Source organism: Bacillus sp. BS98 (assembly GCF_008432245.1).
GTDB classification, from domain to species: Bacteria; Bacillota; Bacilli; order Bacillales; family Bacillaceae_G; genus Bacillus_A; species Bacillus_A toyonensis.
In genome coordinates, this window is record NZ_CP043832.1 from 191,569 (window position 1) to 212,807 (window position 21,239).

Annotated in this window: 17 protein-coding genes and 1 pseudogene; 11 read left to right on the forward strand and 7 right to left on the reverse strand. The window is 31.4% G+C overall.

What is annotated here, in order from left to right:
• Positions 1 to 910: 910 nt before the first annotated feature.
• Complete coding sequence (locus F0362_RS29470) at positions 911 to 2,611, reverse strand: hypothetical protein (RefSeq protein ID WP_000520214.1); 1,701 nt, start codon at positions 2,609 to 2,611, stop codon at positions 911 to 913.
• 1,511 nt (positions 2,612 to 4,122) lie between these two features.
• Here F0362_RS29470 and F0362_RS29480 point away from each other — a divergent pair.
• On the forward strand, positions 4,123 to 5,802 hold the full coding sequence (locus tag F0362_RS29480) for a helix-turn-helix domain-containing protein (RefSeq protein ID WP_000342933.1): 1,680 nt from the start codon (positions 4,123 to 4,125) through the stop codon (positions 5,800 to 5,802).
• Positions 5,803 to 5,866: 64 nt separating this feature from the next.
• On the opposite strand, the gene F0362_RS29485 is transcribed toward F0362_RS29480, so the two are convergent.
• The 5 genes from F0362_RS29485 to F0362_RS29505 form a co-directional block, all read right to left on the reverse strand.
• Positions 5,867 to 6,304, reverse strand: coding sequence for a hypothetical protein (locus F0362_RS29485; RefSeq protein WP_000763937.1), 438 nt, complete (start codon positions 6,302 to 6,304; stop codon positions 5,867 to 5,869).
• Position 6,305: 1 nt separating this feature from the next.
• Entirely contained in the window at positions 6,306 to 7,493 is a 1,188-nt protein-coding gene (locus tag F0362_RS29490; protein ID WP_000798156.1) for a ParM/StbA family protein, read from the reverse strand.
• A 663-nt stretch (positions 7,494 to 8,156) separates the two neighbouring features.
• Entirely contained in the window at positions 8,157 to 8,525 is a 369-nt protein-coding gene (locus F0362_RS29495) for an ASCH domain-containing protein (RefSeq protein WP_001204122.1), read from the reverse strand.
• Positions 8,526 to 10,137: 1,612 nt separating this feature from the next.
• Positions 10,138 to 10,692, reverse strand: coding sequence for a MerR family transcriptional regulator (locus F0362_RS29500; protein ID WP_000455694.1), 555 nt, complete (start codon positions 10,690 to 10,692; stop codon positions 10,138 to 10,140).
• Between the two features lie 1,165 nt (positions 10,693 to 11,857).
• Positions 11,858 to 12,826: a Replicase RepFR55 gene (locus F0362_RS29505; protein WP_087971371.1), complete on the reverse strand. Its 969-nt coding sequence runs from the start codon at positions 12,824 to 12,826 to the stop codon at positions 11,858 to 11,860.
• Between the two features lie 664 nt (positions 12,827 to 13,490).
• Here F0362_RS29505 and F0362_RS29510 point away from each other — a divergent pair.
• Complete coding sequence (locus F0362_RS29510; RefSeq protein ID WP_002156188.1) at positions 13,491 to 14,621, forward strand: AimR family lysis-lysogeny pheromone receptor; 1,131 nt, start codon at positions 13,491 to 13,493, stop codon at positions 14,619 to 14,621.
• 387 nt (positions 14,622 to 15,008) lie between these two features.
• On the opposite strand, the gene F0362_RS29515 is transcribed toward F0362_RS29510, so the two are convergent.
• On the reverse strand, positions 15,009 to 15,401 hold the full coding sequence (locus tag F0362_RS29515; protein ID WP_000615756.1) for a helix-turn-helix domain-containing protein: 393 nt from the start codon (positions 15,399 to 15,401) through the stop codon (positions 15,009 to 15,011).
• 147 nt (positions 15,402 to 15,548) lie between these two features.
• Here F0362_RS29515 and F0362_RS29520 point away from each other — a divergent pair, with 147 nt between their 5' ends.
• The 9 genes and pseudogenes from F0362_RS29520 (at position 15,549) to F0362_RS29565 (ending at position 21,228) form a co-directional block, all read left to right on the forward strand.
• Entirely contained in the window at positions 15,549 to 15,758 is a 210-nt protein-coding gene (locus tag F0362_RS29520; protein WP_000152610.1) for a helix-turn-helix transcriptional regulator, read from the forward strand.
• 260 nt (positions 15,759 to 16,018) lie between these two features.
• Positions 16,019 to 16,466: pseudogene (locus F0362_RS31175) on the forward strand (adhesin); the annotation flags it as partial.
• Between the two features lie 158 nt (positions 16,467 to 16,624).
• Complete coding sequence (locus F0362_RS29530; protein ID WP_098009924.1) at positions 16,625 to 17,092, forward strand: type IV secretory system conjugative DNA transfer family protein; 468 nt, start codon at positions 16,625 to 16,627, stop codon at positions 17,090 to 17,092.
• A gap of 37 nt (positions 17,093 to 17,129) precedes the next feature.
• Positions 17,130 to 17,705 (forward strand): TraM recognition domain-containing protein, encoded by a 576-nt coding sequence (locus tag F0362_RS29535; RefSeq protein WP_098064051.1) that lies wholly within the window; start codon positions 17,130 to 17,132, stop codon positions 17,703 to 17,705.
• 102 nt (positions 17,706 to 17,807) lie between these two features.
• Complete coding sequence (locus tag F0362_RS29540; protein ID WP_000514061.1) at positions 17,808 to 18,056, forward strand: hypothetical protein; 249 nt, start codon at positions 17,808 to 17,810, stop codon at positions 18,054 to 18,056.
• 945 nt (positions 18,057 to 19,001) lie between these two features.
• Positions 19,002 to 19,445 carry a hypothetical protein gene (locus tag F0362_RS29550; RefSeq protein ID WP_098009920.1) on the forward strand — a complete coding sequence of 148 codons (444 nt, stop codon included), beginning with the start codon at positions 19,002 to 19,004 and terminating at the stop codon, positions 19,443 to 19,445.
• Between the two features lie 29 nt (positions 19,446 to 19,474).
• Positions 19,475 to 19,699: a hypothetical protein gene (locus tag F0362_RS29555; RefSeq protein ID WP_001018800.1), complete on the forward strand. Its 225-nt coding sequence runs from the start codon at positions 19,475 to 19,477 to the stop codon at positions 19,697 to 19,699.
• Between the two features lie 31 nt (positions 19,700 to 19,730).
• On the forward strand, positions 19,731 to 20,039 hold the full coding sequence (locus F0362_RS29560) for a hypothetical protein (RefSeq protein WP_000062192.1): 309 nt from the start codon (positions 19,731 to 19,733) through the stop codon (positions 20,037 to 20,039).
• Positions 20,040 to 20,142: 103 nt separating this feature from the next.
• Positions 20,143 to 21,228, forward strand: coding sequence for a hypothetical protein (locus F0362_RS29565; RefSeq protein WP_098009919.1), 1,086 nt, complete (start codon positions 20,143 to 20,145; stop codon positions 21,226 to 21,228).
• Positions 21,229 to 21,239: the final 11 nt, after the last annotated feature.

Here is a 21,239-nt window from a genome sequence, read left to right on the forward strand (position 1 = left end):
ATTCTCTGACATGTTGCTATAGCCTTAAAAAATAACTGTGAGGATATCTATAGATTTATTTTTGAACACACAATGGTATTTAATGAAGACTATAGTTTTGTTAGTTTTTCTATAATTATTGTTTATCGTTATACTATATTAGTTTGTTTATGAATATTAGTTAATAAAATCTAATATAAATATATATCTTATATATATTTAAAATATAAAGATAAAACTTATATAGGACTGAGAAATGTACGTTTATCCTTACTGTAACAAAGCCTTTTAACATTACATAGCGTAAAAAATCATAAATAGTAGAATTTTACAGCAAAAAAACAAACCATATTAAGCTCTAAAAACTACAAATAATCATAAATGAAACTTAGTATTTCTACATAAAAAATGAAACAAATTAATACATTATTAAACATATTTATTCAATCGTGAAATTTCATATGAATTAACGGAATCTCCACAATTTGATTAAAGTTACCCACAAAAGATTCACATTATGTGTTAATTAATCAACATAATCCATATTTAGCACATAACTCACATGAATATTGATGATTTTTGATAGATGAAGGCCTATAAGCTATTTATATCAATGATAATTGCACTAAATTACTCACATTAAGTGCTATTTATCTACTTATCCACGAGATTTAATTTATTTCTTATGATTTCTTGTAGGTATTTGAATGTATTTAGACAACTCATAACGTCTTTTTATGAAAGTATGTGTGGAAATTGAGATAAGTACCATACTATTTTTGTATATGATTGCATAAAAAAAGACTCTATTATGAATAGAATCGAGTAAAGTTATTTATTGTGAAGAAGGAGTAAATTTCTTTTAAATAAACGGATCAACACGAATAGCCCTCTATCTTGAATTTTTTCAAAAATAGAGAGCTAATGATGATTAGTTCGCTTTCATTGCTGTCAGTACTTGCTCAGCTGTTGTTACTTGGATACCAGCGCGTATTAACTGTTCAAAGGCACGCATAAATGTAATTAAATTGAAGCTATCTGGTACTTCAATAACACGAAGCTTTTCTTTCGGTAATCTATCTATCTTTTCAATGAACAATTCACGAACATCACTAGGAATAATACGCTCTTTATGCCCTCTTGCTTTTAAGAGTTCACGTATTTCAATTTCTAAAGCCATATAAGCGTTTAGGTTTGTACCTTGTTCATAGGCGTACTTTCTAAACAACGTTTCTTCTTGATACTTTAGATAGTTGCGGTGATACGATTCCTCTGTAACAGGTATAGCAAATTTAGAGTTTAGTAATTCATACGTTTTGCGGAACAACTTTTTGATGTTTCGCAGAGAGTACATAGAGAAATGCAATCCGAAATCAAATACAGCTTGTTCTTTTTGTTCTTTTGGAACATGCTGTGTAATAAGAGGATAGATACCCTCTTTAGCAGCTGTATCAAGAATTTTATATTGTGATGTTTGATTTAATAATTTCTTCAGTGTATATACTAACTTGCTTGGATATTCTTCATTACGATCTATCATGTCACGTAAGCTATGGATTACACTTCGAATTTGTCGATTGCATGTATGTTTTAGCACATGAATAAATTTGTTCATGTCTTGTGTAAATTCTCCAATACTCATCTCTTGTAGTACGGATTCGATAAAACGAGCTTTACGAGCATAAGTAAGCTTTGGTGTGAATGGATCACGATACTGTACTTCTCCGATTTCTTTTGTACATAAGAAATCCGTATGTAAGGATAGATATAGAGTTGTATATCTTTTTTTATTCTTAACCCCTTTTTGTAATTTACAAATTTTGAATAGTGGAGTCCCTGTACATGGTAATGCAGTTGTTAACTCTGTTATAACCGCACGTATCTGATGTGGGTATTTTTTATGCAAGAAGCGGTACATTCCACCAAAATGAGTTCTATTCCCTCTTTCATCTTGTTTGTCTAAGGAACGTTTTAGTGTAGTTTCACTGTGCTGTTGCATAGCCATATCTAAGAATAGTTTCTTAGATGCAATTGATAACTCAAAGAAAGCTTTTGTAAATACCACTGGGCTAATATAAACATATGCATTGGCCTTTTCAGTTTCTTCATTCATAAAATGAGTTAATTTAATTGTATATCGGCCATCTAATTCATTTTCAATCGAAATAATGTTATGTATACTTAATTTCTTTAATGCAATATAGAATTGAGAATGCTGTATGTAAGCAAATTCTTCTTTATACAGTTTGTAATCTTCCCACATCATATGTATTGTTACATTTGGAATGACTCCATTTGTGTAACATTTTTTATGTAGATATAAGAAGACCTCCAGATCTGCGTTTGTAATGCCATATAATTTATGCTTTCTTCCCATTGTTTCCGAAATAGCAGATAGTGTACGACGTGAAAAAGATGGTTTAGCCTGTGCTACGAAGCCATCCACATCGGCAATACGCTCTTCGTATGTCATATCATCAACAATATCCTCAAGGTATGTATCTTTATAGCTGTAGTATTTCTCTTCGAAAGTTTCAACAAGTTTTTGCCAAGACTTCAGTGTTACTAAAACTGCATTTGTAGATTGTCCATTTAGACTACGTTGATTACGAATAATAAATGATTTTCCCATCTTTTTCACCTCCTACCTATAAATATTGAAATAAATACCAAAAACTATAAAATATATCAATTTTGATTATATCAAATCGAAATTTGATGAAATGCGTCCCTTTAAGAGAAAAAATGAAAAGATGAAACGCCCTTTAATCCCTTGTGTATCAAGGGGTTTCAGGATTTGTTCTTTTTTTTTTATGGACATGATATAGCTATAGATTTTCATATTGGTAGAAAAGATGAAAAATAGAAAAAAAACCTTATAAACATGATTAAATCAACAATTATATCGATTTTTAAAAAATAAAAAGGGACATGATATGGCTATAAATTTTCATGTTAATAATCATGAGTTAAATAGGAATAACTCTTTAAATAGTGATGTTAATGGGCTTTATCTGTAATTTTCCAATTGAAAAAGGGACATGAATTAGCTAGGCGAGTTTTCATGTTCGGTTAAAAAAAGGAACATCATATAGCTATATGTTTTCATGTTGCATAAATACATGAAAATAGAGTTAGAAACGTGTAAATCCTTAATATGAAAGGGTTTATGGGCTTTTTATCTAAAAAGAAAGGGACATCATATAGCTGTAAATTTTCATAACTAATAGTATTGCTGTAATAGAAAAGCTTATATATCAAGGTTTAAGCAATATTAGAAAAAAATTTCGAGTTAGTAAGAAAGAGACACATAATGTTATTTTTGTTTCATGTTTTGTAAAAAAGGGACATGATATGACTATAAATTTTCATATTGATTAATTTGTGGTGTTCGAAGTAATCGAAAAATAACAGCATTAAACAAGACTTGTTAAGCCGAGTGTCACTGTTGAGTACCAGTTATAAAACGATTAAACTGTTTTTTCAAACCATAGTAACAATGTGTTTAACGTGAATGTAAGGAAAGACGAATAAAATGTCGTAATTATAAGAATTTTGTATTTTTTTGTTGATTTATATTATTTTTCATGTTAAACTCATTTCAACAAAGAAAGAGTAAACAAAAACCCTTAGCGATTAAAATGTCAGAATTTTCAATCTCTTTATCAGTTTACTTCATGTGATTTACCTGTTTGTGTATTGCTTTCCACTCTTTCTTTGTTCTTCCTTATAAAAGAAAGCGACTTGTTCGTATCTAATCTTTTCTTTTTTCATTTATTCCATAGCAGCTTTAGCTGCTTTTTCTTTTTCTATATTTTTGTCACAAATAATTTTTAAAGAAAACGGAAGCAATCTTTTTTTGAAGTTGAAATAAAGTTTAACCGTTTATAAAAAGATTATCTTTTTATAAAAAAGGTGCTCTGTTCTATCACTTTGGATTTTACAAATTGATTGAGTCTTGTATAATCAGTTACAGAGCGGGCTATAAGTATGCAAACTAGAGCCTTTAACATGTTAACAACGAAACAGGAATGTGAATATTCTGACTTCGTTTCTAGTTTTTATAAAAAGGAACATCATATAGCTAATTATTTTCAAGTTCAGATTAAGAATAACTAAATGTATATAAGGAGCAGAATTTATATGGATGACGTTCTACAATTGTTTAGAGATGCACTATCAATAACGGAACAATTGTATAAAAAAGATGAGCAATTGTGGCAAAAATGGGTGTCCTATTATGTTGAGGTTGAAACAGATAAAAGTAAAATTGTGACTTCAGAATACCTTTCTCCATCATTTTCAATGCTCGTACAGTGGCTAGAGCAACAACAAAGAAAAGGTATTTCTCCTCTAGATATATATAGAAATATTGATGAATATAGATTAATCATTGATGAGACAATAGGTGTCTTTATTGAACAAGAGTTTCGTAAAAATCAGACAGCTAGTAATAAAGTGCATACAGCAACAAGTGAATCAAATGCAAGCACATTGAATGAAAATTATTTAGAAGTGAATAACTCCGCAGTATATTATAAGTTAAGGGATGGAATAGCTAAAAATCAATTTGAAGAAGATGAAAATACACTGTTAAAATCATATCCTATTGAAACAAAGGATAGTAATGGAGTGGCACAGCTTTCCTCTCATAAAGATGAAGATCTAAAATTAACGAATATTGAAGAGGCAGCAAGATGGAATACATTAGTAGATGGTGTAATGAGTAATATGGATGATTTAACTGCAGATTGTTTAGATACCATCACGATTCAATGGTTGAATGAAGCAAAATCGCCCGATGAATTTATTGATTTTTCATATGAACAAGTTTTAGAGATGTGCAGTATTTCAAAGGCTAAGGCAAATGGTGTTGAATACTACAGGGTAGAAGATAAAATTAAAGTAGCGAAGCGGATTGCGGCCCTAGCAAGTATTTTTATATATCTAAATGATGACAATGAAGTAGTCGTATTAAATGATCGTGCTGAAACAGGTAAGCATTATGAAGTAAAACGTGAGGTAATTAAAAGACTATTCGTATTAGATTCTGTAGTTTTATGGAGAGATAAAAACACAAACGAATACATGGGAATAGAATCGTGCCGAATCAAACCAGGAAGTTTCTTATCTGGATATTTATATGGATCTAATAGTACTACCGCATTATTATCAAAAAAGGCACTTGAATATAATAGTTATAGACATAAATATCATAAAAGGTTAATTCGATATTTGACATGGCAATGGAGAATACGTCAAATGTTTTCTAGTTTACAAAGACCTTATTCCATAGGTGGAGATAAAGGTTTGTTAGCAGTTATGGGGATAAACCAGAAACAAAAACCGAATCGTATTCGCGAACAATTAGAAAATGTTCTTATGGATCTAGAAAAAGAAGAGGTAATTTCTCATTGGGAATATGATAATGGTTTAGAAGAAGAAAAACTAACAAAAAAGAATTGGTTTAAAAACTATTATTCACAGTTAGGAATAGTAATATTGCCGCCAAAAGAACTAATTAGTTCAATGGAAAACTTAGCAAAAAAGAAAACAATTGATACAATACATGAGGAAAATCAGCCAATAAAAATTGTAGAAAAACCATTAGATACAACTGAAAATGAACAAGTAATTAGAGAAAAAATAGAGTTTGTGCATATGAAAAAGAATATAACTATGCGAGAACTTTCAATTGAGATAGGTATATCGCAGCCTACTCTTTCTAGATTTTATAATAAAAAAACAAAACGTCTCTCTAGTACGGCGAGAAGCAAATTAAATCAATGGTATAAACGACAGTTAATCATTGATAAGATGTAAGTTGAAAATTAAACCTAAAAAAAGAGTCCTATTTCTAGGACTCTTTTTTTAGAGTATTTACATACTAATTACCAAATAAACTTGCTGTATCAAGATCATCATATTCATCATTCAAAACATTTGTTTCAGATTTAGAAACGTCTTCTTTTTTTTCATCTTCATTATCGGGCTTCTCTTCAGAAGTTCCAATTACTTCATTAGAAGATTTAATCTCATTATGGATGTTTTGATCATCATTTTTGATAATGAGTTTTGAATCATTCAATAGGACCCGTTTAACCTCATTTAAAAAATCTTTATCTTGAAGTAAGATCTCTCTTTGCATTTGTTGTTGAATCTTATAATCACCAACATCTTGTAAACCATGTTTATCAATAAAGTAACAGACAAGTTTATATAATGAATCTGCTATATTCCCTTGAGATTCAAACCATTTAAAGAACTCTTCATTCTCAATTTTTTTGAGATTCCAAAAGAAAGATTCTCTTTTCTTGTCAGCCATATTATCTCACCTTTTTTCGAGTAAGAATCTTCTTGATTACTTGCATCCCTCTAGCATTCATATCTACAGCATATTTTTCTGGTATCCATAATAAGTACATACCAACTTGCTCACAATACTCTAATAGTTGATTATATAACTCATCTTTAAAAGTAACACTTCCCCCACCGTATACACATAAAATTTCAGCTTCACTGGCGGTATTGCTTACATACTTTTCACTTGTATCTTCTAAGATAAGTTCAGCTTGTTCTACTTTTGTAATATTAAAGTACCCAGTTGCTTCTTCATAGTATTTATGATCTGGATCTTGAAGGATTTGTGAGAATTGTTGGCGTTTAATGTTTGTTCCACGTTCTTGGTTTAATAGCTTAACAGCTTCTTCTGTAGCATGCCCAACTCCACGTCTTTCTCCACTACAAGCATCAATGACTGGATTTACACCAACTGTGTATATATACTCAGTTGTTCCATCTCCAATGTCGCTATGTAAGATTTTTTTGTTCTTAAAGAAGGATTTTTCAACTGTCTCTACCTCAAGTTTGTCTTTATATAGTTTAATAAAGTCACTAAACATATCTTCTTCGCCTTCAAGGATTGCATATAAAGGAGGAACGCCTTCCTGGGTAATGTTTGCACTGTTGAATGTTAAGCTGACTGTTACTTGTTCTTCCCCTACATAAACAACTACAACATGATTTGAATTAGTAAAACGTTGCTCTAGGTGTTTTGCATTTACTGGTGTCCATTGGCTTGCTGGAATAGCTGAAATAAGATCAACAGTCACATTAATTGATTGTGGTAGTTGTTCAGTTCTTTCCCACTCAAGCTGAACGGATTTATTTGCAATTAGTCCTAGCATATTAATTAACGGCAAATCATCGTTATATTTTTGACCTACTTTAATGTTCATGTTTTTTGGGTTCTTCCCTGTCAGCATCGCTCGATTACCAATAAAGTACATACCAGATCTTCTAATTGATTTACTAGCAATATTTACAAACATATTGTCTACTAGATTAATCACATTTTTTTGAGTGTTTGTTTCTGTTACATTTGGCATTGAGTAAACGCTTTGATATACGTTTTTCATTTTTATGTATTCACCATTAATGTAACCTTTAAAAGAATCGTTCCCAATATCGCCTTCAATGTCTATATGAAGAGTTTTCCCTTTTGAATTCTTCATTATACATCACCTCTATAAAATTTATTTTTTATTTATATTTAATAAATATATTATACCTTAAAATTAGAGTGATTACAAGGTTTTGAAAGGAATTAACCTTAATTAAATATCAATTAGATATAATTTAAATATAAAATTAATATTTAATGGAATTGGTTTGAATTCAACAGTTAATTAATCAGGTTTTTATATAAAATAAATATAAATTAGATATTTATTTTATATTTATTAGAATTAGGTTCAATTCGTTTGCTAGATTAATTGTTTTCTGAGTTAATTGTATCTTTTGTAAGGCATTTATATAAACCTTGGAGAAGTTTTCTATATGAGTTGAATGAATTCCTTTAAGATATTCTTAGGAATTAAGTTAGAATTAATAATTTAAATTATAATCTTTTTAAGAGAATTTGAAGTTTTCGAGGATGTATAAAATCCGCTAACAGACAAACGTTATTGAAGTGTTAATTTGGTGTTTAATAATACATGAACGCTATACGTTATTATGGCGTTTATCCCTTTAATAACAACGTTTGTAAGGTTTTTGTTAACGAATAATAAAGTTGTTTTAAAAATAAAATAGTTGTTTAGAAACAGGCTGTAAAATCGGATTTTTACAGCCTGTTTCTTGTATATAGCTAGAATAAAGCATGTTTGGATTTCAATTTATACTCTATCCTTATAAACATCCATCACCCTAAACGTTTGAGAAATTAGCAATAAGTCTGGAGCAAAAGTAAGTCCATACGGGCTTAATTCCCAAGTGAGAAATTCAACACGCTCACTATACCAATAATCATAGCTTAAATCACCTGTACCCTCAGATCTGGAAAAATCACTTGTTACTTCATTCATTTTTAAAAAATCAATCTCTGTATATTTTATAATTGCTAATCGAGTATTGTCTCCAGCCAATACAATATCGTACTGACCAAACTTTTGAATTTCCTCTCCTTCAAGCCCGTAAACACAATGTGCAGCGTATGTTCCTGTTTTGATTCCTTTAACAATCAAACTTCTTAATTCATCTCTCATTTCCTTGGAATCATCTCTGAACACCTATGCATCTGGAACACTTATGTTTAACTCATTTTCTCTCGCGTACATATGCCAATATTCTTCTATCTTATTAACTGATATTAGTCACTCATCCCTATAATCTGTCAATATTTCAGAAGAACATGTAAGCCATTAAATAGATTAATTTAGGATGTTTTGCTTTCTCTGATCCATGTATATAAACGTGAGTTCACAGTTTACATAATAACATTCGGCATGACCCTCTAGATTTAGTGTAATAACTGATAGACAGCTTAAGTTATAGTGTCCAAAAGTAATAATGAAAGCATTAATTAGAGCGAGTAATTTGTATATGAACCAACCTAATTATTTAAGTTAGAATTCATTTTTAAGTAAATAAAGTAGTTAGTTGGATCTGAAAGTTTAATACTTCCAAGAGGATGTGATGTTTTAGAGAATGTAACTAAACCCCCTAAATCGTAAACGTTATCAAAGTGTTATTTTAGTGTTTAAGAATACGTAAACGCTATCCGTTTTTGCAACGACTATCCCTTTCATATCAACGTTTATGAGGGCTCATCTATTTAGAGGGATGCGACTTGTACTAAGATTGCTTAGAGATAATGATAAAAGATTTGCTGGTAAAGCTGAAAGTTGAGGATCTTAGGGACGCGTTATTTTAAATTTGTAGTTTCATTTAAAATAAGCTAGCATTCTATATTTGTAATAAAGAAACGTAATTTAAGTATTCAATATATAATTTCATTACAACAAGATTAAAATGAATACAGAATGAACGCTTGTGAAGTGGTAAATTAACGTTCTAACAAACGTGAACGCATAGCGTTCATAATCCGTTAAACCCATTGTTTTATGGGGTTAAGGCATTCTTACTTAAGTTCCATGATATGAAAATATTAAGAAGTTAGGGCGTTACAGCGTCTAACCAAGCTTCCCGAAAAACTGATGGAATTTTGATGATTTTGAAAATAACGATCTATACATTGATATTAATTAATACCGATGATTTTTGGGAGTCATAGGTAAGGCCAAAGAAATATATAAATACGTCTAATTGTTGAAATGGTGGAAGTACCTTAAACGCAATAAAATTGAAAGTAATACTCTAAATTTTATACAAAATTAAATTTAAATTTGAGTTGAGGATTAACTATATAGAATTGAAGTATAGAAAAATTAAGATTTGTCGTGAACGCTAGGCGTTTATGGTGCGTTAATCCTTTGATATTAAAAGGATTAAGATGACTTTGATATGTTTAAATTAAGAAAAGTAATTAAGAAAAGGTTGAGAAAAAGACAGGGTTTTTTGGCTTTTTCAACTAATAATATTATAATTGAAATTAAGTGTTTTTCTCTTTATTATACTTAGGCGATATGTATGAACTTTAGTAAAAAAGTATATGAACTTTTAATGAGTATTAGTTAGATGTATATTAGTAAATATACGTTTTACTTTTGAAGTTAAATAAGTATTAAAGACAGACATAAGAGGAATTCTTTTTAATGATGTATATTTAGCCTTGTGAAGGTGATTTCCCAAATAAAAAAAAGCGGTAATTACCGCTTTTTCTTATTTGGGAAATGTGTTTAAAAGAAAATCGCCCAATTATTTTCGATTGAACAAACGTTGAATGAACGTTTGTTTACTGTTATCTTGTTGTTCTTGGCGATCCTCATTTAACAATTGAATGGCTTTATCCAGTTTTTCCTGTAGTAACTGGATTTGTAAATCTTTTTCTTCCTTTTCTGAGCGTTCTTGTAATAATAAATTAATAATATCTTGGTTTTGTTGTACAATTTTTTCTTGCTGGTTAAACATATAGGAAAACTTATCTTGAATTATTGAAATATCTGTTTGTGAACGTTTCTGAAGTGTTACTTCAGTTTCATTTTCTTCCTGAACACTATCCGTTTTCGGGGCGTTTTCTTCGGCTGTCTCCATGCTTCGTGTAGCGGCCTCTTCTAATTTCCAGTTTTGATTTAGGTATTCCTTCATTTGTTTTAAAATATCTATATCATTTTCATAATAAATTCTTTGGTTACGTTCATTTCTTTCAAATATGTACTCCATTTTTTCTAGTTCAATTGACCATCTACGAAGTGTATTGGTGTTTATATCCAGTTGCTTTGCTACTTCTTGTGCAAAATATCCATATTCCAAACTTCACACCTCCATTATTTGTGTGTTAGATATTCTTTCTTTATTAGAAGGATCATTCCTCTAATAATAAAAATCTTTATTGGGCCACTAGGTAAGAAGCTTTACTATCTTTAAAATGTTTTCAGTGCAGCTACTTGTGTGCTAGATTAGTCTATGTATCTAGTATTAATGTGAATTAAATTATAAAGGTTATCCGTTTTGATAACGTTCACCTTTGGAAGTAAAAAGATATTTAGTAGACAATAGAATAACTAAAGAATTACTTAAAATTTTATTATTAAAAGTTTGTTTCCAATATAAGAATTTTACTAGATATATGTGCAAGAATCAAAGTTTTCATTAATAGAATTAGTATCCAGTTAATATTCTTTTAATTCAAAATACAAAAAATAATGAGGGGGTGTATTGAACGCTATGCGTTTAAATAGCGTTTTACTAGTAAATAATAATACTCAATGTGAAATAGAGATACTTCTAATGAAATTTTTTTCCTCAAAATGGCTTATAAGGTGTTTTAAACTTTTACATAATCTACAAAGTATTAGAGGTATTTAATCTTAAACAAAAATAATGCTACTAGGTTATATTTAATAGTTTACGTTTTTTAGTATGGTCTATCTTTTTAAAGTGTATTCAATAGCTAGTGATATTCTTTAGAAGTGGGGGAGGAAGGGGGAGGCATATAGATTCCATTTGAAATGAATAGAATTTTATCAGATTTTAGGGAAGCTGATTACAGGCATCTACATAATCATTTATATATTTTGCAAGTTGAATCGGATTCCCTAAAATTAGACAAAAGAGAAAGAATTCCAGAATGCTATATTAAATAAATCTTGTTTTAAAAAGTAAAAGCATTAATAACATTAGAATAAATAATGATGCTTTTAAACTTACTCTAGCAAGCTATTCAGCATTTTCTCTTAGTAAATTTCAAGTTTAATTTGATAGTTAAAGAAGAGCTAACTATAAATATATTATGGTTAACTGTATACGTAGATTTCCTGAAACTTCAAAATACAAATCCTATAAGATGATTTGTATTTTGAAGTTTCTTGTGTCGAAAAATAGCAAGTTTATGACTGTTTATAAGAGGATATGACAAATAGCCTTGCTATGGTTGATTTTTTTAAGCAAGGCTACAGACTAGTATGATTTTTTAAATTTAATTACTCTCTTCTAAAAAATTATAGAAAACAAATTCTCTTTTTTTATTTAAACCATGCAGTGATTTCTTTTCTAATGCGTTTTGATTTCTTCGTTCCCAGTTTTGTTTAGATTTTTGCCCAAACATTTTTATAAAATGTGCAGGATTGCTATTTTGAGCTTCATTGTATTGGAACCATTGCACACATTCTTCAAAATCCCATCTAGCATAGCGGTCGATATAATGTGGCATCCTTAAAGCAATTGTATATGCATCTTTTTCACTAAGATGATTTAGTTCTTGGCTTAAAATGTAGTAATAAGCTTTTCTCTGATCCTCACTTAGATAGTCATCTAAATCTTGTAATCTGTTATGCTTTTCTTTTAATACACAATCCTTATCTGATTTTTCTTGTTTATTTATGTCGAAAACATCTAAAGAATTAGACGAGACTTGTATATCATTCTTTAGATTTTCAGGATTGGCTACAAAATTTTTCTTAAAGAGTTTTTCACGTAGAAATTTAGTGAAAGTAGAGCACACATCAATTGCTAAAGCCCATTTTATCTTAAAATATTCAATGATTTTTAAATAGTTGTTATGTATGGTTAATATGTAAATTGAAGGGGCGATTTTACCATGTCTTCGCACTTTAATTTGTTGGCATACGCCCAGATCTTGCAGCCATGTTAACACGTAGTTAATGACTGGTTTTGAAATGCCTGATTTTTTGCTAATGTGTTCTTGCCTAACTTGACTATAGCCTTCTTGTACTAAATAAGATAAAACAGTCTCTAAAGCTTCATATTTTCTTTTGGTAAGATAATCTTTAGTGGTAACACCCTCATATTCTAGGACAATAGTATCAATATAAGTAGTAATTTTCTTTATTGCTTGATTTATAGCTCCAGAAGTCTTTGATAAGTGTTTGATACGTGGACTTAATTCAGCTTTTGCTCGACTGAGCAAAAAATTTTGTAAAATCACAAAAAAACCTCCTATTTCTCCCACTAAACACATACAGAAAAACATGGAAAAATAGAGGTTCTTATTCACATTAAATTCACTTTATGTTATAATTATAGTCATAAGTGAACATTAAAAAATGTTAAATAAGACCCTTGCTATTATAGGAGTTTTAAATTGGTTCATGTCGCCAAACTAGAGACCAATTTAAAACTGAGTATAGTGGGGTTTTTTTTATGTGTACATATTTTTAAAAAACATTTTCTCTTCAAAATACAATCTTTCTATCTATCTTATATTGTTATTAAAATAATATCAATCCCCTTAAGTAGCCTTTGTTATCCCATCTGTAAAAAAACATTTTAATTCATTTAAACATATCTGTATTTAAATGTTTATATCCTATTAATTTTTTGAATTTTCGGATAAATAAATATAAAATTTTAAAAATGGGCACTTTACACATAACTATAAGGCCTTCGTGTTAAAATATTTCTAATTATGAAATTTGTGAAAAAATATTAGATAATATAATGACAAGTTTTGATTACCCAATGATTAAATTTAATTATTAACCTCCAAGAATATACTGAAATACTACACTATAGATTAAAACGTCTTTTTAATAATTTATATTGGGTGATGTGTCTTGTGCTTGGAAGGGGGCTTTACATTGGAGAATTTAATGGGGAAATTGTCGAAAATTAAAGCTGAAAAGAAAATCAGTAGTAGACAACTAGCAAAGGAAATTGGAACAAGTAAAACAACAATTGATAACGGACTTCAATGTAAAACAGAAGAGTTTAAATTTGAGGTTTTCTTAAAATTAGTTCAAGCCATTTGTGATAATTTGGAAGAGCAAAGAAAAATCATTCATGAATATATTCTTCTTTGTAAAACACCATTAAATGTACAAAAAGCATTATGCTATTGCCAAGCAATGGGAGAATACAAAGTAATAACGGATATTATAGAAAAGCATGCTGATACGAAGGGATTAAAGAAGTACATAACAGTTTATAAAATACAGAATAAAAGAAATCAAAATATAGCAAGAGGTCAGCAACTTCTGGATGAGATGTATACCAAAGATTTCTCTTCAGATACAGTGTGTCAAGCAGCTTTAAATATTTTATATATGGAAGCAATGTACGATAAGCAAAATTATAATGCGGTTATTCCTTATGCTGATCGTACCAATGTTATTTTAAAAGAAGTGAAACAAGAGTACGTTAAGAGATGCATGCAAATGAAATATAAAGAGCGACTGGCTTATATATATTTAATGAGAAATGACTTAGATAGATGCCGCAATACATGTTATGAAATTTTAGACTCTGAATTGGATATTTCCATTATCAAGGCTACAGCTTGGTGCTGTTTAGGAGAAAGTTTTACGTTTGAATGTCCATCTACGGCTGAGAAGTACATTAAGAAAGCCATTTCTCTTTGTGAAAGTATTCAAGTTCCACAAAAAACACAAAAGTATTTAGCGTTTCATACCACACTAGCGCATTTGTATATAGAAAATGGTATTAATTTAGATGAGATAAGATTTGATCTTATTCATTCGTCTGAGAAGGCTTTTTTTGAATGTATGCATGGTGATTGGGAAAAAGGAATTAAACTATATGAAGATTTGAGAAAGGATGGTAAAAAATTCACGGCTTTCCAGCAGTATTCGTTTTCAAAAGTAAATAATGATATAATAGGATTAAAAGAATCGTTAGAATCTTTTGAATTAACAGGTAATATTTTTTATTCGCAATACGTCAAGAAAGACCTATTAAAAGAAGAGGTGAAGTCAAGTGAATAAATTTTTAGCGGTTACGTTATATACCGTAATGCTATTGACATCGTTTTTTCAATTAGAAACACCAGATTCACAACACGCAAAAGCGCAAGATACAAATAAATATGTTATGCAAAGGATGGTCGACCCCGGTGGTGGTTAAGCCGTTTAAGCAAGAAAGACGCTACTAAAAAGTAGCGTCTTTCGTACTTTATAATGGTGGCTCATTATTAAAAAGCGTAAAAATTTCGTGCCACTAACACATACAATTTGTGCAAAATACGGGAGGTTTACAAGATGAATCTTAATCAAGAGTGGTTTAATGAAATGATTAACCAGGATAATAATATTTTAGAAACTTATCGTGAATTATTACTGTTAATTGGAAGTTTCCAAGAAAAATAATGCCTTTCAGCTATGTTTTAATTTATTTTTAGTCTCAATTCTGTGCGTTAAGTATTTTGCATACTCAATTAACTCATTTTCTAATAATGGTTTATCTTTATCAGGAATGCTTTTATAACTTTCATACAAATCTTGTGCTAAACGTTCTACAATTAATTTTCGATCTTCAGTTGTAAGAGCTTCACTATCACCAATTTTATGATTTAGGAGTCGATCAGTACTTACATTAAAATAAATGGAAATCTTTTGGAGCATTTCAAAACTTGGCTCTTTCCTGTTATTTTCCCAGTTGGAAATAGTACTACTAGCGACTCCTAAAACAGCACCAAGTTCCTTCATATTTAATCCTTTAAGTGTTCTTAGAATTCTAACATTTTCCCCGAAATAATTCTGTATCATCTAGTTCACTCCAATCGATATTTTCACCTTTAGGATATTAATCAACTCCTTAAGGTGAATTAAATTCACCTTAAGGATAGAAAAGTATCCCGAAGGGATTGACATTCTACTTTAAGGAGAATAGAATGTGAGTAAGGGGGTGAGAAATTGACTATTATACGCAATATTAGAGAATCAAAAGGGTTATCAATTCAAGAGCTGTCGGATGCTTCTGAAATACCCATGAAAACTCTGTATCACATTGAAACTGGTACCAAAGGAGTTATTGAAAATAGGGCAAAAGTTCTTGCTGATATTTTCAATGAGCCAATTGAAAAACTGTTTTTTGCTACGTACTATCGTGCAAGATTAGAATAAAACAAATTTCATTTACTCATTAAACAATAATTATACATCTATATTGTAAATGAACAATACAGAAAAGGGGTAACATAATTACTTTTTTAAGTTGATAAAACTGAAAATTTAGTTTTTGGCGAACTTTATAAATTGCATAACATATGAGGAAGCTGTTAGTCATGTTGAAACGTTCAAGTCAAATGCTACTCATTACAATGACTACGCTCCTTGTAGCATTAAACCTCCTATTTCCGACAACAATAAACTTCTGAACGCTGAAGCTTCCATATGGATAGTAGACATATAAAGAAACATCCGCACCAGACGGATATTACCGAAGGAGGAAATACTCTCTTTTAAAATTAAAGAAGTGGGTCGATTTATTAAGTACATGGTAAAGGATTAGAAGAAACTGACACGAACTACACCAGAGACACCACAATCAGAACAATCATAAAAACCGAAGCAATCAGAAGCATCGCAACCACAGGTACCGGAACAACCAAAAGTAACCGGAAAACCTGTCATTCCACACTAGAGAAACCACTACAGATTGTTATAAAACCACAACCACAACAAATACCAAAGAAAATTGAAATTTATCTTCCAACAACAGGCGGAAAAGCCGAAAATCCTTACATAAGATGGATCAGTCTTGCATGTGTTGTACTTGACTTAATTGGAGCCGTATTTGCAGTTAGAATCCGTACGAAAGCTCAATCGTGATATAAAAGAATATGAACCTCATTTTAGTGATGTAGCTGAAAGTCCGTTAAGCCTCGTTATTGGATGTCGGAATGCATGTTTACTCGTCATTCCCATTTGGACGGTTATTTTTTGGATAGAGAGCAAGATATAAGAAACCGAGAGGGAGATGATATGAAATGTCAGAAATCTACGTCGGTAAAATAAAAAATTTAGGGAAACTTGGGGAAGCCGTGATGCGGTGCAAGAATGCTTGGCTTTCTAAAGAACTTATACAAGGTATTTCAATCGCTCAAACTGTAATCAAGCTAAAAGAACGGTATGATTTCTGGATAGAATCCGCTACGACCTTACTAGCAGGAATTATTTTGTACTTAAATCAACGACATGGAGATTTGTACTATTTAGATTTAGAAAAGGTTAGGGAATTTGTACAACAAGCAAAAGAAAAAGATCCCTATCTTTTGGAGTTAAGTGAGTTATTGAAGAAAGATCATCCGGCCTATCAAATGTTCAGCGTATTAGCCTTATCAGCAAAAGAAACAAGGCAAGGCACAATCAGTACAATTTTACGAATTTTAGATGAGCAGCAAGAACAATATGAAAAATTAGAGAAACAGAGAGAGTATCTTGGGTTTCAGTATTAGTTATTAGTGGAAAATGAAATAGGAAGGAGTGCAACGTATGTTAGGTGTAGCTAAGAAGTATACAAAGTTGATTAGAGCGTTGAAAGAGCTGAATGAAAGGGAAAAGGTCGCAGGCGTGATAAAAGCTCGTTTTGGGGCGTATAAATCAGTCATAGAAGGTGTGAAAGAAACAACAGATGATTTTATTTTCATTTTTGATCCGAAAGGCAACTTTTATGAAGATACTCATCAAGAAAAACGAAAACAAGGATATCAAATCATCAAACATGATTTACTAACTGGTTATGAAACACTACAAATGGATCTAAAACAAAAATCCGTTGTGTACATCAGTGTAGAAACGGAAACGAGTACGTATCAAGAGAGAGGGGAAGCATTATCAAATTTCCTTCAATATCTAACAGAATGCAAGAATATAAGACCGATTCACCTGGTATTTCATCAATATGATTTGTACCCAATCCCTCATATGGAGCAGTTTTTAAAAGAAAGCGCAACATACCACATTCAGCATTCAATCGTAGTTGAATCTCAATCCGCATTACAACACATATACGGAAAAGAAGCAGCGCAACGCATCATGACCTCGTATAACACAACAATCTTAGCATGATATGAAGCACTCGTTCACTATTTCATCCTATCTAGATGGCTAGAAAACTAGACAAGGGAGAAGCATTTTTCTCCCTTCTTTATCAAAATAGGAGGCGTTCATATGGGAAAAGAAAAAAGACTCACATTTTATGATATTGCCGCATCACAAGCTCACAGTGTTAAAACTTTTGATGGAAAAACATACGAACTGAAAGGTACCATCGCAATTGAAAATAGCACAGGAAGCATCGAAAAGGTAGCTCAAATTTATTATCAAGTGCGCTCGGTAAGAGATGAGCATCAAAACTTAATTGCTAAACGAAAAAATAAACATGCGGAATTAGTAGCTGTAAAACAAAAGTGTAAATAAAAAAAGCGATTTTGAAGTGTGCTGAGAATATAGCACAAAACAAGTTGCTCTTTGAAAATTTGAATATATATATTGTGTATCTTTTCCTTTTCGTAATGATGTAGAAGGATGATATACGGCTTTCAATATATATGCGTGCTTCCCTTCGAAAGGTCACTAGAGGGGGTAGGTATACGATTATTGTTGGGTGAGTAAGATCGTAAAACTCATCTGTGACCACTGGGAAATGCATTGTATCAAAGACCTGTTTGTGTCAGTACTCGTGAGGAATATCCCATTTTGACATTCTGAAGAAGCGAGGAACATCACAACAGTAGATACATAAGGTTCTACGTTCACGCCAAAATACGTAGTGCGGTATTGGGCATATAGAAGCTAGGTCGGGATTAGTCTCTATACGCATGCCAATACAGGGTTCGTCATTCCAGCCATAAATGATATTTCCGTTTTATACACTTATTTCTTTTGAACTACTCACCACTTAACGTCCTAACGGACTGTTTGAAGTGGGAGATTCCTGCGAACACCGATTATCCACCAGTTATCTTAGCAGGCTCTACCCGTAGTCCCTACGGTGAGAACATAAGTATCTTGTACGTTGACTCACCACACTCCCTACTTTAGCTTGGTTTTCGCAACTTCGGCAAGTGTGGGCGATAGAACGTTGAAGATTTTACGGTTGCAACGTTTTTCTGCAACCAACCTCATATCTTTAGTTTTCAAAGAGCAATCTGTACAAGTAAATGATAGCAAACATGTTGGCCTACGCCAACCGACAATCATCTCCCACCTAAAATTGGTGTTTCACACCTTCACATTTTTGAGGAAGGAGTCTTCTGTCGGAAAACGATAAATGTTATGAAATAAAGACAAATGTTTAAGTTTAAATGTGTCTCATCACACTTCAAAATCGCTTGTAAAAATTTGATATAGGGAGGAACATACATGAGTCGTAAAGGGTGGATCATTTCCGCTGTTGTTGGACTGTTAATTGCAATTGGTATTGGTTCAACATTTGTCTTTAGTTCGGGAAAAGGGGAAGTAATGGGACTTAGTCCGTTAGAAATGAAGAAGTTCATGAGTGAGGATGGCACAGGTTTTGTTATGCTAACGTCTAACATGAGGCATAGTGAAGATTGGATCTTCCTTGTAAAAAAAATAGCTGAAAAAGAAAAGATTGAAGTAAAAGGTTTAGATGAAAATCGTGACGATATTCCAAGTACAAGTAACCCTCATGATTGGGGATTATGGCAAAGAAGGGATACTCTTGCATATTATGAAAAAGGTAAGGTAAAAAAAGAGATTAAATTTACAAGTGATAAACTTTCGGAACTTGAAAAGGAAGTAACCTATTTTGTTCAAAATTGCAAAGAGCAATATCAGAAGTAATCACATAATCATTGAAAGGTGGTGATATAGTGGCGATTACACAGAGGGAATTAAAAAAAGAAAAAGATATGGTAGCAAACCTATTAAGAGCCAATGGTCAGGATTATAACCATTGGCTTCATTTACATCATCAGAAATACATTGAAGAAAATCAAGATTTAGTAATGAAAGCTTTACAGGCCTATAAAGCAACATCAACAGAAGTAAAGGAATACAGTAAGGCGAATGAATCAAGTCAGCTTAGTAATGTATAAGCATTTAAAAATGAAAAGGGAGTGAATGTATATGTCAATGTTGGAAACATTATCTCAAATGTTAGTGTTAGGTGATGCGATGGATGGCCTAGTTAATACAGGAATTTCATTTATTACATGGATGCAAAGAGGAGCACAGGTTAGTACAGCGATTGTATTTTGCTGGGGCGCTTATCTTTTAATTTGGGGTGGTGAACGAGGAAGACATAAATGTGTTTGGTGGTTTATTGGTGGGGCAGCCGGACTCGTTATCGTAATGGGATGCATGTACTTATCAGAGAGCGTAACGAGTAATATTAAATTTGGTCAAATCTTATTCCCGTTTTTCTGGATGAACTAGTGAAAAAATATAATTAAGGCAATGAGGAGGCTATGCAAAGGGTATGGCTTTTTTTGTTGCCTTTTTTCATGGAATTTAAAGTAAATGAGAGAGAGGAGAAGCTATGTTTGTCATTTTTAAGAGTAGTAATGGAACAGAAATTGAGTCGGGTAAGCAATATTCGTTTCATGAAGCTTATATCTTAACGAAGCGATTAGAACGAGTTTATAGAGAGACAGGCCGGCAAGAACATATTGATTTCGATTTGTTAGATGGTCATTCCAATGAAATTTATAACGGTACGTTATCACTTGGTTCGAGATATGCAGATCATATTTTTGATCACATTTCTAAAAAAATGAATGTGATGCAATTAGATCCGGAACAAGAGGAACAAAAGAAGGAGCTGTTAGAAACATTAGAAAGAGAAATCAATGAATCTCCTTTTCATGAAGAATATGAATATCAAGAAGAATCACCAGAAAGGAAGGGAGAAGCCTCTTATAGTCCATCGAATGAAGTGAAAACACAAATAAAGCCTGGAAAGGAAAATAGAAAAGGATTCAAGGTTATTGCGAGTGTCATAGGAAGCATGGTGTTAATTGGAGCTGGTGCCATATTCGCCTTTAAGTTATTCTCTTCCGAGCCAGTTTCGAGTGCAAATGCTGGCTCTGAACAATATGTAGTAAAAGGATTACAACAGGCAGCCATTCAACAGTATGGAGAAGCCGTTAAATACTTCGATAAGGTCAATTACACAGAATTAGACAAAGATAGTCAGAAGGCAGTTCTATTTACTTATTTATTAAATGGAAAGGCGAATAAGGCATTACAATATGAGCCGAAATTTGCAGAAAGTGTGGTTGCTTATTTTATCGGAATAGACAATATGAATAAAATCAATGAAATTGATGTCAAAAATGATGTAATCGACTTTGAAAGAGCAGCACTTAATAAGAAATATGAGGAGGTAGTTAAGCTTAAAGGGAAAGTCAATATGGACGGTAGACGTGAAAAACTCATTGTTGAAGCTTTTGTAAATCTAAAAAAATATGAAGACTGTTATTCTTTTGCCAAAACGCAAGGAAATAAAAACATAATAAAAGAGGTCAAAGAATTAGAGAAACGAGATATTCAACAATCTACGATAAGTGAAGAAGAAAAGAAAGCTAAGATTGAAAAAATTGATAAAGATCTACAGAACATCTAAGGGGGAGAGAA

Bases quoted from the DNA above. Each gene is read 5' to 3' on its own strand.
- F0362_RS29510 (WP_002156188.1), top strand. From the start codon at position 13,491: ATGGGGAAATTGTCGAAAATTAAAGCTGAAAAGAAAATCAGTAGTAGA.
- F0362_RS29540 (WP_000514061.1), top strand. From the start codon at position 17,808: ATGGGAAAAGAAAAAAGACTCACATTTTATGATATTGCCGCATCACAA.
- F0362_RS29530 (WP_098009924.1), top strand. From the start codon at position 16,625: ATGTCAGAAATCTACGTCGGTAAAATAAAAAATTTAGGGAAACTTGGG.
- F0362_RS29490 (WP_000798156.1), bottom strand. From the start codon at position 7,493: ATGAAGAATTCAAAAGGGAAAACTCTTCATATAGACATTGAAGGCGAT.
- F0362_RS29495 (WP_001204122.1), bottom strand. From the start codon at position 8,525: ATGAGAGATGAATTAAGAAGTTTGATTGTTAAAGGAATCAAAACAGGA.
- F0362_RS29535 (WP_098064051.1), top strand. From the start codon at position 17,130: ATGTTAGGTGTAGCTAAGAAGTATACAAAGTTGATTAGAGCGTTGAAA.
- F0362_RS29565 (WP_098009919.1), top strand. From the start codon at position 20,143: ATGTTTGTCATTTTTAAGAGTAGTAATGGAACAGAAATTGAGTCGGGT.
- F0362_RS29480 (WP_000342933.1), top strand. From the start codon at position 4,123: ATGGATGACGTTCTACAATTGTTTAGAGATGCACTATCAATAACGGAA.
- F0362_RS29470 (WP_000520214.1), bottom strand. From the start codon at position 2,611: ATGGGAAAATCATTTATTATTCGTAATCAACGTAGTCTAAATGGACAA.
- F0362_RS29550 (WP_098009920.1), top strand. From the start codon at position 19,002: ATGAGTCGTAAAGGGTGGATCATTTCCGCTGTTGTTGGACTGTTAATT.
- F0362_RS29560 (WP_000062192.1), top strand. From the start codon at position 19,731: ATGTCAATGTTGGAAACATTATCTCAAATGTTAGTGTTAGGTGATGCG.
- F0362_RS29515 (WP_000615756.1), bottom strand. From the start codon at position 15,401: ATGATACAGAATTATTTCGGGGAAAATGTTAGAATTCTAAGAACACTT.
- F0362_RS29485 (WP_000763937.1), bottom strand. From the start codon at position 6,304: ATGGCTGACAAGAAAAGAGAATCTTTCTTTTGGAATCTCAAAAAAATT.